Origin of the sequence: Cupriavidus basilensis OR16 (assembly GCF_000243095.1) — a bacterium.
Taxonomy (GTDB): domain Bacteria; phylum Pseudomonadota; class Gammaproteobacteria; order Burkholderiales; family Burkholderiaceae; genus Cupriavidus; species Cupriavidus basilensis_D.
This window is the reverse complement of sequence record NZ_AHJE01000066.1, coordinates 40,922-53,666: the sequence shown is the minus strand read 5'-3', so window position 1 is coordinate 53,666 and position 12,745 is coordinate 40,922. Positions and strand designations below refer to the sequence as shown.

General features: G+C 64.3%; 9 protein-coding genes and 2 pseudogenes. 8 read left to right on the top strand and 3 right to left on the bottom strand.

All coding sequences use genetic code 11. The annotated features are described in order from the left end of the window. Positions 1–5: 5 nt before the first annotated feature. Positions 6–1,379 carry an esterase-like activity of phytase family protein gene (locus tag OR16_RS24100; RefSeq protein WP_006160688.1) on the bottom strand — a complete coding sequence of 458 codons (1,374 nt, stop codon included), beginning with the start codon at positions 1,377–1,379 and terminating at the stop codon, positions 6–8. Positions 1,380–1,516: 137 nt separating this feature from the next. Here OR16_RS24100 and OR16_RS24095 point away from each other — a divergent pair, with 137 nt between their 5' ends. Continuing rightward, on the top strand, positions 1,517–2,329 hold the full coding sequence (locus tag OR16_RS24095) for an RNA ligase RtcB family protein (RefSeq protein ID WP_006160687.1): 813 nt from the start codon (positions 1,517–1,519) through the stop codon (positions 2,327–2,329). Further along, a complete protein-coding gene (gene prfH, locus OR16_RS24090) occupies positions 2,326–2,940 on the top strand; it encodes a peptide chain release factor H (RefSeq protein WP_006160686.1) in 615 nt (204 codons plus the stop codon). The genes OR16_RS24095 and prfH overlap by 4 nt, the downstream gene beginning before the upstream one ends. A 142-nt stretch (positions 2,941–3,082) precedes the next feature. On the opposite strand, the gene OR16_RS24085 is transcribed toward prfH, so the two are convergent. Continuing rightward, a complete protein-coding gene (locus OR16_RS24085; protein ID WP_202801100.1) occupies positions 3,083–4,504 on the bottom strand; it encodes a Fic family protein in 1,422 nt (473 codons plus the stop codon). 43 nt (positions 4,505–4,547) lie between these two features. On the opposite strand from OR16_RS24085, the gene OR16_RS24080 reads away from it, so the two are divergent. The 6 genes and pseudogenes from OR16_RS24080 to OR16_RS41755 all read left to right on the top strand — a co-directional run bounded on the left by OR16_RS24080 (position 4,548) and on the right by OR16_RS41755 (position 10,996). Continuing rightward, positions 4,548–5,189, top strand: a complete 642-nt coding sequence (locus OR16_RS24080; RefSeq protein WP_006160684.1) for a helix-turn-helix transcriptional regulator — start codon at positions 4,548–4,550, stop codon at positions 5,187–5,189. Further along, a complete protein-coding gene (locus OR16_RS24075; RefSeq protein WP_006160683.1) occupies positions 5,179–6,150 on the top strand; it encodes an ornithine cyclodeaminase family protein in 972 nt (323 codons plus the stop codon). Before OR16_RS24080 ends, OR16_RS24075 begins: the two co-directional genes overlap by 11 nt. 28 nt (positions 6,151–6,178) lie before the next feature. Then, a pseudogene (locus OR16_RS24070) lies at positions 6,179–7,145 on the top strand (threo-3-hydroxy-L-aspartate ammonia-lyase). A 183-nt stretch (positions 7,146–7,328) separates the two neighbouring features. Further along, the gene (locus OR16_RS24065) at positions 7,329–8,927 is read left to right on the top strand and encodes a dicarboxylate/amino acid:cation symporter (protein WP_337459865.1); all 1,599 of its coding nucleotides are present in this window, start codon (positions 7,329–7,331) and stop codon (positions 8,925–8,927) included. Positions 8,928–9,041: 114 nt separating this feature from the next. Further along, positions 9,042–9,947, top strand: coding sequence for an amino acid ABC transporter substrate-binding protein (locus OR16_RS24060; RefSeq protein WP_006160680.1), 906 nt, complete (start codon positions 9,042–9,044; stop codon positions 9,945–9,947). A gap of 8 nt (positions 9,948–9,955) precedes the next feature. After that, positions 9,956–10,996: a threo-3-hydroxy-L-aspartate ammonia-lyase gene (locus OR16_RS41755; protein WP_006160679.1), complete on the top strand. Its 1,041-nt coding sequence runs from the start codon at positions 9,956–9,958 to the stop codon at positions 10,994–10,996. On the opposite strand, the pseudogene OR16_RS24050 reads toward OR16_RS41755, so the two are convergent. Continuing rightward, positions 10,897–12,364 (bottom strand): annotated as a pseudogene (locus OR16_RS24050) (amino acid permease). The gene OR16_RS41755 and the pseudogene OR16_RS24050 sit on opposite strands and share 100 nt — an antisense overlap. Positions 12,365–12,745: the final 381 nt, after the last annotated feature.

Sequence of the window (12,745 nt, the reverse complement as noted above, 5' to 3'; positions counted from 1 at the left end):
GCGAATTACTTCGCCTTCAGGAACTCACCGACCTCGAGCAGCACCAGCTCATTGTCGTCCGCCTTGTTAGGCTCGCGGCTGCTGGAGAAGGGCAGGTTATTGTCGTTGCCGACCACGATGTGGGTGGAGTCCACCACGTCCACGTTCTCGATGGTGAAGAACGGGAATTTGAGCACGCCGTCGTTGAGCGGCTTGCGCGCCAGCTTGTCAGGGTCGGCGATGTTGAGCAGGTCGATGTAGCCGATCTTGCGCACCGGGCCGCCCGCGTTGGCCTCGCTCAGCTCGATCTTGTAGATGCGCTTGAACCTGGCGATGTCCGAGAAGCAGTCATTGCGTTTCTGGCCTTCGGGGCAGGCTTTGTCGGCCGTGCCTTCGCCATTGTCGCGCTCGATGATGAGGCCGGTGCTGGCGTCGATCATGTTGAAGTCGCCGATGGCGTTGCCATTGGCTTCCAGTGGGTACGTCCAGGAGCGGCCCGTCCACTTGCCGGCCTGGGTGTCGAACTCCAGCACCCGCAGGGCTTCCTTGCCGCCGACACGTTCAAAATCCTTGGCTTCGGCGTTCCACACGGGGCCCTCTAGCAGCGCGTAGAGCTTGCCGCCGTCCGGCGACGAGGCCATGCCTTCGAAGCCCTTGGAGCGCTTGACCTGGAAGTCCACCGTGCCGCCCGGCACGCCCGGCGTGGTCACGGCGGGATGGTCCGGCGAGCGGACGACCTTGCCGTCGACCATCGTGTCATACACGGCCAGCACCTTGCCTTGCAGGTCGGCCTTGATCAGGAAGGGCCCGAACTCATCGCCGATCCACAGCGCGCCGCCGGCGAACTGGAAGCTCTCCGTATCGAAGTCCGAACCGGTCAGGTAGCGTTGCTTGGTGCCTTCGTGGACGACGCGGAAGGGTACCTTCTTGTCCGGATCGTGCAGGAACACTGTGCCCAGGCGGTGGAGCTTGCCGCTCTTGAAGTCGACCTTGTAGTGATTCAGGTAGAGCATGAAGTCCGGCGAGTTGGCCTTGCTGCCGGCACCGTTGTCGGTCAGCACCCAGAAGCTGCCGTCCGCCATGTGCTTGATGCCGGAGTGCCCTTGCAGCGGCTGGCCCCTGAACGGCAGGGACACGCCCGTCGGCCGGCCGTTCGACTGGCCTTGCACCGCGCCGATCTTTTCCACGCGTGCGCCGGTGGTGAACTTGCCGCTTGCCTGCAGGTCCTGCGGCGCGTCCTTGGGCGCGGCGATATAGCTCTGCGCGGGCAGGATGGCGTGGCCAGCGAGGGTGGCGGGGTAGGCGGCAGGGGCTGTGGCCTGGGCCGCGGCGGGCAAAGCCCAGGCCGCAGCGGTGACGGCGATGACGGCAATGATGGTCGCGGACGGGACGATGCGCATTTAGGGGAAGAATGGTGTCGAAAGACCGCTACGATGCATGGTCCACGTGACGGTGGCGTGATGAAGGCGTGACGCTCGCATGACAGCTAAGTGTCCCGGTCTGACAACAGCCGCACGCGCTGATCTGATCGCCAACATTGCCAGATCACGCCATTGCGCATTACGATCGTTTCCCTTCGGGCCACGAGCACGCGCTGGGCACGATTGGCGGGGGCAATCACTTTGCCGAAGTGCAGCAGATCGACGAGATTCTCGACCAAGCCGCGGTGGCGGCGCTCGGGCTGGAGCGCCGCCGGCTGGTGCTGCTGGTGCATAGCGGCTCGCGCGGGCTCGGCCAGGCAATCCTGCAAGACCATATCGAGCGCTTCGGCGACAATGGCTTGAGCGGCGGCAGCCAGGATGGCGCCGACTATCTGGCCCGGCACGCGCAGGCGCTGCGTTTCGCTCAGGGCAACCGCGAGCTGGTCGCGCGCCGCATGCTGGACCGGCTGCATGGCGGCGGCGAGCGGGCGCTCGACGTTGACCACAACTTCCTGGCGGCGGCCACGATAGACGGCATCGCCGGCTGGCTGCACCGCAAGGGCGCCACGCCGGCCGATGCCGACCCGGTGGTGATCCCGGGCTTGCGGGGAGATTACAGCTACCTGGTCGAGCCGGTAGCCGATGCGCGCAGCTTGTTGTCGCTGGCGCACGGCGCGGGCCGCAAATGGATGCGCGGCGAGTGCAAGAGCCGCTTGTCGGGGCGCTTTACCGTCGAGCAACTGAGCCGGACGCGCTTTGACAGCCGCGTGATCTGCCGCGACCGGCAGTTGATCTACGAGGAGGCGCCGCAAGCCTACAAGCCGATCGGCAGCGTGGTGGCGGCGCTTTGCGACGCGGGCCTGGCAAGGCCGCTGGCGCGCCTGCGCCCCGTGCTCACGTACAAGACCAGCGGGGAGTGCTGCCGATGATCCTGCTACAACTTTCCGCGGCGCAAGGGCCATCCGAATGCTGCCTGGCAGTCAGCCGGGCGCTCCGGCGCCTGCTGCACGAGGCGGCGCTTTGCGGCGTGCAGATCGAGTTCATCGACGAGGAGGGTGGCGAACGCGCGGGCACCCTGCGCTCGGTGCTGGTGAGCCTGGATGGCGAGCGGGCGCCGGACTTGGCGCGCCGGTGGGAGGGCACGGTGCAATGGACTTGCCAGAGCCCTTACCGGCCCAGGCACGCGCGCAAGAACTGGTTTATCGGCGTGGCGCGTTGCGCTGCGCCGTCACCAGCCCTGGCGGGCGAGATCCGCTTTGAGACCTGCCGGGCCTCCGGGCCAGGCGGGCAGCACGTGAACCGTACCGAGTCGGCCGTGCGTGCCATCCATGTGGATACCGGCACTAGCGTCAGGCTGCAGTCCGAGCGCAGCCAGCATGCCAACAAGCGCATTGCCACGTTGCTGATCGCGCATAAGCTGGCGCAGCAGGCGGACCAGAGCATGCTCGCCCAACGCGCCCAGCGGCGGATGCTGCACCATCAGGTGGAGCGTGGCACGCCGGTGCGGGTATTCAAGGGGGAGTGCTTCGAGCCGGCCTGAGGCAAGCACATGACGCGGCGCCTGCATTGCGGACGCCGCGCCGGTGCCGGCGCGCTGGTGCCTGTCTCGATGCAGTGCCTTCATTCGCTGTTGGTGTCCTCGTCGCCAGCGTCATCCAGTACCTCTCGGACAGCCGCTTCAATCACGTCGAACGAGGCTTGCGGAACGCGATCGGAAAACGATTGCGCCGCTTCTTGGAGATGACGCCATCGTTGTCGAGGCAGATGACCACCAGCGTTGCCAGATCATTGCCGCGGACGTCGATTCGCTCGTTCACCCGCCGCATCACCTGATCATAGCGCCCAAGGAAGACCGTTTCCTGGCGCAACTCCACGTCCAGTGCCTGCGCCGCCATCCGGAAACCGAATTCGACGCAATGCGTGGCATCCCAGTAGCGAAAGATCGAATCGTCCGTCTTGAACTCGAACTGGTATTCGCCTTCGCCGATCCAGGTAACCCTCACCCGCTCACGGGCCTGGCGTGAGTACGACTGGAGCGCAACAAGATAGTCCGCCTCATTTCGCTTCATGGCGACTGACACGGGCAGGAGCAGTCCCTTCGCCAGTTTCCCGGACGTGCACAGGGCTTTGTGAAAGAGGAATCGCGACAGCCGTCCATTACCATCCATGAACGGGTGAATGAAGACAAAGCCGAACGACGCGATGCTCGCGGCAACGATGGGGTCGGTCTGGCTCGGTGCGTCGTTGGCGAACGCCATCCACGCGTCCATGAGTGGCTCGACCAATTCCGGCCATGGCGGCACGTATGTTACGCCACTAGCGCCGCGCCCTGGCCCTCGGAGCCAGTTCTGCTCGCCCCGGAACTGCACGGCTTGATCGAGCGGGTTGAGCACAGTCGACGACTGCAATTCAGCCAGGTAGTCCTCGGTAAGGCGTTGGCCTTCATGGGCTTGGCGAAGGAGTTGGACAAAGGCACGAGCCTTGTCTTCGCTCGGGGCCTCGTGCTCAATCGCATAGGAATCCTCTGTTTCATGCAGATAGGCCCAGGCTAGCGCACGGTCAAGCATGGCAGGTCCGAGGCTCTTCAGGAACGCGTTGGCACGCCCCAGGATGTCGGAGGCGATCCCCGCCTCGATCGCCGGTGTGCGTTCGACCGTGGCGCAGTAAGCCAGGGAGCCTAGTCCGTTGAAATCCACCCGCCACCGAGCATCGCGCCGCGAGGGGCCCGTGATATAGCGAGCTGGATCGAATACGCTCACATAGCCGACCGTGATCTCCGGCCGACCTTCAAGCCGCTGGCCACTGAAGTGTTCCCAGAGAAACGCCGCGATCCGAATGTATTGGCCATTAGGTGTTTGTTGCAGCGCTGCAAGCATTTGCGCCGCGGGGATTGTTGGGAGCGCTTGAGCCAGGATTTGGAGATTGACCCCTTCGTGCTTCAAGGCGAACAGAACGTGATCCAGTGGCTCCGCTGATTGTGGTGCGACCTGTGCCGGAATGGCCAGCAGTCCGTTGCCTGGCATCACCTTCGTGACCGGTTGTATTCGCGCTGGCTGCGCTAGGGCAAAGGGAATCGGATTTTTGCCAGTCAGTGCTGTGATCAATCCTGATATTGACGAATTGTCTACATTTGGATAACCTGTCTACATGAAAAAACGCACGCCAGAACGCACGCTCGAGCAGCAAGCGCTGCTCGAGCAACTCAAGCAGGTGGCCCAAGGTTTGAGCGAGACCTTCGCGCCCTTTTGCGAAGTGGTTGTCCACGATCTGCTGGACCCCAAGCACGCCATTCTCGCCATCCATAACAACTTGTCGGGGCGTCAGGTGGGAGACCCCGCAACCGAACTGGGCCTTGCCCGGATCGCCGACCCCGAGTATCCGCAGGTGATCGCCAATTATGCGAATCAGTTCGCCGACGGGCGGCAGGCCAAGAGCACGTCGATCGGTATCAAGGATTCGACCGGGGGCTATGTGGCTGCCCTGTGCATGAACGTCGACCTGACCCTGTTCCGCAGCTTGCAGAACGTGCTGGGCCAGTTCGGCAGCGTGGACGCGGGTGCAGCCATGAAGGAGTCGCTCGACCCGGCTGGCGCGGACGCCATTCGGGCCCGCATCGACCAGTTCGCCGCGCGACTGGCTACCACGCCGCGGTCCCTCAAGGCCGAAGACAGGCGTGTGTTGCTGCGCGAGCTCAAGGAGGCGGGGTTCATGGATGTGCGCCGCGCCATGGAAATCGTGGCGCTGCATCTCGGCGTGTCGCGGGCTACGGTGTATAGCTATGCGAAGTGAAGCGCGCTTGCTCCTGCTCGACAAGAACCAGGTCGAGTCACTGTTGCGGCCGGCAGATGCGATGGAGGCCGTGAGCGAGGCCTTTGCCCTGCATAGCCAGGGGGAGGGTCGTGTCTTTCCGCTGGTGCGCGAGCCGCTGGCGACCGGTGGCGTGTTCGGCATCAAGTCCGGCGATGTCCAGTCGCAAGGGCTGCTGGGGTTCAAGGCGGCCGGATTCTGGCCGGCCAACCGCGAGCTGGGCGGCGAGCCGCATCAGGCCACGATCATGCTAATCGATCCGGCAACGGGGCGGCCAGTGTGCATGATCGATGGCAATGCCGTCACCACGATGCGCACCGGCGCCGCCGGCGCCCTGGGCCTTCGGTGGCTGGCACGCCAGGACAGCGAGCGCCTGTGCTTGTTCGGCACCGGCGTGCAGGCGCGGATTCAGTTGACGTTCGCCCTTGCGCTGCTGCCCTCGCTCAAGCAGGTTCAATACGTTACGGTGACGGGCCAGCCCGACGCGGCGTTCGAGCGCGCCTTTGCCGAGCGGTGTGAGATATCCCATGCCCCTGAGCGCAATGCGGCGGTGGCGGGCAGCGATGTAGTGATCACGGCTACGCCTGGCGGCGGTGCGCTGTTCGACCTGCAAGCCGTGCAGCCAGGCACGCACCTGAATTGCGTGGGCGCGGACACGCGTGGCAAGCGGGAGTTGCCCGACGGCCTGCTGGCGCGCGCGCGGCTGTTCGTCGACGACCGGGCCCAGGCCCGCCAGATCGGAGAGACGCAGTGGGCGCCGGATACGCCCTGCACCGAAATCGGCGACGTGCTGGGCGGCAAGGTGCAAGTCCAGCGCAACGACACCGATATCACCGTCTTCGATATGACGGGCCTGGCGTTGCAGGACCTGACGGTGGCTCGCCTGCTCCATCAGCGTGCCACCACCGCGCAAGCCGGCACCAGCATCCACTGGCCCTGGTAGCCTTTTTACTCAAACGAGACTTACGACCATGCTGAATCTCCCCACTTTTGACGATGTGTCAGCTGCCGCCAGGCGGCTTGAGGGCCATGCTCACCGCACCCCCGTCATGCGCTCGCGCACCGCGGACAAGGAAGTGGGCGCGGAACTCTTCTTCAAGTGCGAGAACCTGCAGCGCATGGGTGCCTTCAAGTTTCGTGGCGCCTTCAATGCGGTCTCCAGGTTCGACGAGCGCCAGAGGCGGGCAGGGGTAGTGGCTTACTCTTCGGGTAATCACGCGCAAGGCATCGCGCTGTCGGCCTCGATCCTCGGCATTCCCGCGACCATCGTGATGCCCCATGATGCGCCGGCCGCCAAGGTGGCCGCGACGCGGGGCTACGGTGCCAAGGTAGTCATCTATGACCGCTATACGGAAGATCGCGAGGCCATCGGCCGCAAGCTGGCCGAGGAACATGGCCTGACCCTGATCCCGCCATACATATGACCACCCGGATGTCATCGCCGGGCAGGGTACCGCGGCCAAGGAGTTGTTCGAGGAAACCGGCGAGCTGGATGCCCTGTTCGTCTGCCTTGGCGGCGGCGGGCTGCTTTCCGGGTCCGCGTTGTCCGCGCGCGCGCTGTCTCCCCAATGCAAGATCTACGGCGTGGAGCCTGCCGCCGGCAACGACGGCCAGCAGTCGTTCCGCACTGGCTCGATCGTGCATATCGAGACACCCAAGACCATCGCCGACGGCGCGCAGACGCAGCACCTTGGCAACTACACGTTCGAGATCATTCGCCGCGATGTCGATGACATCGTTACCGCGACCGACGACGAACTGGTCGACTGCATGCGCTTCTTCGCGTCGCGCATGAAGCTGGTGGTGGAACCTACCGGCTGCCTCGGCTTTGCCGCCGCGCGTGCCATGAAGGCCGAGCTTCAAGGCAAGCGCGTGGGTGTCCTCATCAGCGGCGGGAACATCGATATCGACCGGTTCGCAGCGTTGCTTACTGGCTGATTGGCCCGATCCGCGCGCGGGCCGGCCATGCCGCGTGGCGCAGGTGATGTTGGCGCCGGCGGCATCACAGCCAGGAACAGATTCGACCATTCCTACCGATCGTCATTCGTGTGAGCCTGTCCATCAGGCCGCGCGCGCGATGGCGTTTGCCTTCACCGGGGATCCCCCCGGTATCGCTATCGCATGCCTGGCCTCGTTCTGGCCATCCCCTCCATTGTTTCCGCTTTGCTGCCGTTGCCGGAAGGCATGCGCTTGCGATCGGCCAGCGCGGCTCGTTCGCGCGCATGGTTGGCGAGCGCCCCTGCGCGCCTGCCACCGGCGCTGTGCACTCAGCTTGCCGGAACACTTCGGGTTTTCATCGTGTTGACGTTTTGTCTAGTGTTGGATAATCTGTCTTATCGACATCGACGGGATGCACTGCGCGTCGATATTGGAAACTGGCCAGGAGGCGAAGCTTTGAAAACCACTAACAAACTTACCCGCTGGATCATGCTCAGCATGGTCCTGGGTGTCATCGTCGGCTATGCCTGTCACCGCACGGCGGCAGACGCGGCAGCTGCCAAGACGATTGCCGGGAATTTCTCGATCATCACCGAGATCTTCCTGCGCATGATCAAGATGATCATCGCCCCGCTTGTATTTGCGACCCTGGTCTCGGGCATCGCGAGCATGGACGACACCAAGGCGATCGGCCGCATCGGCGCCAAGGCCTTGACATGGTTCATCCTCGCGTCACTCGTGTCGCTGAGCATCGGCCTGCTGTTCGTGAACCTGGCGCAACCCGGTGTCAGCCTGAACATGGTTCTGCCGGACGCTGGCGCAAGCACGAATCTCAAGACCAGCGCACTCAACTTGAAAGAGTTCGTCACGCATATTTTCCCGAAGAGCATCTTCGAGGCCATGGCGACCAATGAGATCATGCAGATCCTGATCTTTTCGCTTTTCTTCGGCATTGCGCTGGGCAAGACGACCGGTGGCTCGGGCCAATTCCTGAAGCGGTCCGTCGACGAACTGATGCACGTGATGCTGCGCATCACGAATACGGTAATGTTGTTCGCGCCGGTCGGCATCTTTGCGGCGCTTGCCGCGGCCATCACCGTGCAGGGTCTTGACGTACTGGTGACCTATGGCAAGTTCATTGGCGCGTTCTATCTCGCTTTGCTGACCCTGTGGGCAGTGCTCTTTATCGCGGGATATGTGGTTCTCAAGGGGCGCATGTTCGATCTGGCAAAGGGTATCCGCGAACCCATGATGATTGCCTTTTCCACCGCCAGCAGCGAGGCGGCTTACCCGAAGATGATCGAGCGGCTGCAGCGCTTCGGGGTGAAGAAGCGCCTGGTCGGTTTTGTCCTGCCGCTGGGATACTCCTTCAACCTCGACGGTTCCATGGTGTATCAGGCGTTTGCGGCGGTCTTTATCGCGCAGGCCTTCGATATCCATATGTCGCTCGGGCACCAGATCACCATGCTGCTGATCCTGATGGTCAGCAGCAAGGGCATGGCCGCGGTCCCGCGCGGCTCGCTGGTGGTGGTAGCCGCCATCTTGCCGATGTTCGGCTTGCCGGAGGCTGGCCTGCTGCTGGTGATGGGAATCGATCAGTTCCTTGACATGGGGCGCACCGCAACCAATGTCCTGGGCAATAGCATTGCCACTGCCGTCGTTGCCAAATGGGAGGGGGAGCTGGGGACCGAGGAGGAGTTCGACCCGCTCTGCGTCGATGTGGCCGCCGGTCACGGCGAAGCGGTCGCACCAGCGATACCTTCCCCGGCGCGCATGGCTTGATCGCACGGAAAAGCAATTTGCTTATGAGAATGCCGGGCATGCTCATATAAGAAAGATATTGTTTCGCTGGGGCGGAGTGCGCAATACGCTACGCACTTTGCCCGAGTACCTGCCATGTCCTTTCCTGTCTCATTCACAGCGCGCGCATTCGCCGCGCTGACCGCCCTCGCTGCATTGGCCAGCCTCCAGTCAGCGCGCGCCCAGAGCCCGATCCTGGAGCAGATCCGGGAGTCCGGCACGATCACGATGGGCTATCGCGAGGGCGCGTTGCCGTTTTCTTTCTCCGACATCAAGGGCCAGCCTTCGGGCTACGCCGTGGACTTGTGCCTGCGCGTGGCCGAGGCCGCGCGCCAGAAACTCGGCCTGAAGGACCTGAAGGTGCGCTGGCTGCCGCTGACGGCGCAGAGCCGCGTGCCGGCGGTGATGAACGGCCTGGTGACCGTGGACTGCGCGCCCAACACCAATACGGTCGAGCGTCAGAAGCAGGTCGCATTCAGCGTATCGCACTATGTGTCGGTGGTCCGCATGCTGGTTCGCGAGGATTCCGGCATTCAATCCCTCAACGACCTGCGCGGCAAGGTCGTGGTCACCAGCGCGGGCTCCACCGGCGATCGCCACGTGCGCCGGCTCAAGACGCAGTACGCCTACAACGACGTGTACGCGAAGGACCATAACGAGTCCTTCCTGTTGCTGGAGACTGGCCGCGCCCAGGCCTTCGTGCTGGATGATGTGGTGCTGTATGGCCTGCGCGCCAATTCAAAGGTCCCGTCGCAATACACGGTCGTCGGGCCGGCACTTTCCACCGAACGCAACGCGCTGATGCTGCCGAAATCCGATCCGGAATGGAAGCAACTGGTTGACCAGACCTTGACCTCGGTCTTCGCCGGCCCGGAGGTGGTGGCATTGCAGAAGCGCTGGTTCCAGCAGCCGATCGGTACGCGCGGCATCAACCTCGCGCTGACGCCTTCGCCCGAGGTGCTGGCCGCGTGGAAGCGTCCCACCGACGAGGCGGCGGAGTGAGCCGGTCGATGTGCGCAGCCCTGCCGACCTATGACGATGTGGTGGCAGCCGCCAGCCGGCTGGCCGGGCACGCGTGGCGCACACCGGTGCTGCGTTCGCCCGCGATGGACGCCTGGGTGGGCGCCGAGCTGTTCTTCAAGTGCGAGAACCTGCAACGTACCGGCGCCTTCAAGTTTCGCGGCGCCTTCAATGCGCTGGCGCGCTTCGATGCCGGGCAGCGCCGCCGCGGCGCGGTCGCGTTCTCCGGCGGCAACCACGCGCAAGGCATTGCGCTTGCCGGGCAGGTGCTTGGCATTCCGGTGGTAGTGGTGATGCCTCGTGACGCGGCGGCGTCCAAGGTGGAGGCGACTCGTGCCTGCGGCGCGCAGGTAGTCTTGTACGACCGCCAGGTGGACGACCGAGAAGCGATCACGCGGCGCCTGGCGGAAGAACGTGGGATGACCCTGATCCCGCCCTACGACCATGCCGATGTCATTGCCGGGCAAGGCACGGTCACGCGCGAATTGCTGGAGGAAACCGGCCCGCTCGACGCCCTGTTCGTTTGCCAGGGGGGCGGGGGGCTGCTCGGAGGCGCCGTCCTGGTGAAAGATCAGCTCTCGCCCGGCTGCCTGCTGTACGGCGTCGAGCCGCAGGCCGGCAATCATGGGCAGCAGTCGCTTCGCCGTGGCGCCATCGTGCATATCGAGCCACCCGACACGATCGCCGACGGCGCGCGCGCCCAGCATCTTGGCGCGCTGACGTTCGGGCTGATCCACCGCGGCGTGACCGACATTGTCGCCGTGCCGGATCACACGCTGCGCGAATGCCTGCGCATGTTCGCGCAGGCCATGAAGCTGGTGGTCGAGCCGACCGGCTGCCTTGGCCTTGCGGCCGCGCGCTATGCGGGGCTACCGCTGCCGGGCAAGCGGGTTGGCATCATCATCAGCGGCGGCAATGTGGATCTGGCGCGTTATGCGGCATTGCTGTCGGTGGACGAGTGCCTTTGCGGTGAAGCTACAGCCGGCCCCGCCTCGGCTGCCCGCTTGCAGTTGAACGGCATATCCTCGTAGTCGATCAGCCGCGTCTTCTTGACCAGCCGATAGCCAAGCCAGAGAACCAGGAACAGCGGCACGCCGATATAGGTGCCGAGAATTTCCAGCCAGCGCCCGCGCACGTCGGAGAAGGCCTGGTAGTTCTGGCCCAGCACGATTACCACGCACAGCACGATGGCAAAGATGGGGCCAAACGGGTAGAGCGGTGAACGGTAGGCCAGGTCGGACGGCTTGTAGCCCTGGTGCACCAGCCCGCGGCGAAAGCGGTAGTGGCTGATGGCGATGCCGAGCCAGGCGATAAAGCCAGTCATGCCGGACGTGTTCAGCAGCCACAGGTAGACCGCCTTGTCGCCAAACAGCGAACTGAGGAAGCACAGGGCGCCGACGGCGGTGGTGGCGAACAGCGCGACGTAGGGCACGCCGTTGGCGGAGAGCCGCGCCAGCGCGCGTGGCGCCCGCCCGCTGGCCGCCAGGCCGTAGAGGATCCGGGTGGAGGCGTACATGCTGGAGGTGCCGGCGGAGAGCAGGGCGGTCAGCACCACGGCATTCATCAGGCCGGCAGCGAAGGCCAGCCCGGCGTGGCGGAACACCAGCGCGAAGGGGCTGACGCCGATGTCGGTGACGTCGTTGCGTAGCAGGCTGGGGTCGGTGTAGGGAATCAGCACACCGATGATCAGGATCGCCAGCACGTAGAACAGCAGGATGCGCCAGAAGGTCTGGCGGATGGCGCGCGGGATGGTGCGTGCCGGGTCGGCGGCTTCGCCGGCGGCCACACCGACCGTTTCCGTGCCCTGGAAGGAGAACCCGGCGATCATGGCAACGCCGAACATGGCGGGGATGCCGCCAACGAAAGGCGCATCGCCCAGCGTGAAGTTGTGCCAGCCGGACTGCGGGCCGCCTCGCATGAGGCCGAAGATCATCATCAGGCCGGCCGCCAGGAAGATCAGGATCGTGGCCACCTTGATCAGCGCGAACCAGTACTCGGCCTCGCCGAAGCCGCGTACCGAGAAGGCATTGAGGCCAAACATCAACAGCAGGAAGCCCGTGCTCCACACCATGCCGGAGACGTGCGGGAACCAGTACTGCATCACTAGCTGCGCCGCCGCCAGCTCCACGGCGATCGTGACCGCGAGGCTGAACCAGTAACTCCAGCCAAGCGCGAAGCCAAAGCCCTCTTCCACGTACAGCGCGCTGTAGGTGACGAAGGAGCCGGCCACCGGCATATGCACGGCGAGCTCGCCCAGGCTGGTCATCAGGGGCCACGAACAGCCCGGTGCCGACCGCGCCGCCGATGGCGATCATGGTCAGGTGGCGGGCCTTGAGTTTGCGCTGCAGGTCGTCGTGCTCGACGACGGGGTGCTGGTGAGGATGAGGATGGGAAGACATCAGGGTCACTGGAACTTCGGCGGGCGGGGCCGCGACTTCGGAACGGGCGACACCTTGTGGGGCACCCGAGCGGGCAAAGGGCGCGAGTTTAGCGGGTTATCCGGGTAAATCCGAGGGTTGCGTCGGTTTATGTCAGGAAAGTCGCCTACTGTGACTAGAGGCAATCCTCAGGAGCCGGAAAATGTGCTGCATGGGCCATGAGACTCCGGGCTTACCCTAGCTTTTTGGTGGCCTTTGGCAGCCTGAATGCACGCCGGCGCGATCCGCCATGAACGAGGCGCATGGCGGTGCCAGCGGAGCCCAAAAATGAAATTGAACGACCGTGCTATTTTGTGTATGCTTGATCCGCTCACGATAGGGTGGGCGCCGGCCGAGGGATGC

What these genes read in the sequence shown, in the direction of transcription:
- OR16_RS24100 (WP_006160688.1), bottom strand. Translation starts at nt 1,379, where the DNA reads ATGCGCATCGTCCCGTCCGCGACCATCATTGCCGTCATCGCCGTCACC.
- prfH (WP_006160686.1), top strand. Translation starts at nt 2,326, where the DNA reads ATGATCCTGCTACAACTTTCCGCGGCGCAAGGGCCATCCGAATGCTGC.
- OR16_RS24080 (WP_006160684.1), top strand. Translation starts at nt 4,548, where the DNA reads ATGAAAAAACGCACGCCAGAACGCACGCTCGAGCAGCAAGCGCTGCTC.
- OR16_RS24075 (WP_006160683.1), top strand. Translation starts at nt 5,179, where the DNA reads ATGCGAAGTGAAGCGCGCTTGCTCCTGCTCGACAAGAACCAGGTCGAG.
- OR16_RS24065 (WP_337459865.1), top strand. Translation starts at nt 7,329, where the DNA reads ATGCCTGGCCTCGTTCTGGCCATCCCCTCCATTGTTTCCGCTTTGCTG.
- OR16_RS24060 (WP_006160680.1), top strand. Translation starts at nt 9,042, where the DNA reads ATGTCCTTTCCTGTCTCATTCACAGCGCGCGCATTCGCCGCGCTGACC.
- OR16_RS41755 (WP_006160679.1), top strand. Translation starts at nt 9,956, where the DNA reads ATGTGCGCAGCCCTGCCGACCTATGACGATGTGGTGGCAGCCGCCAGC.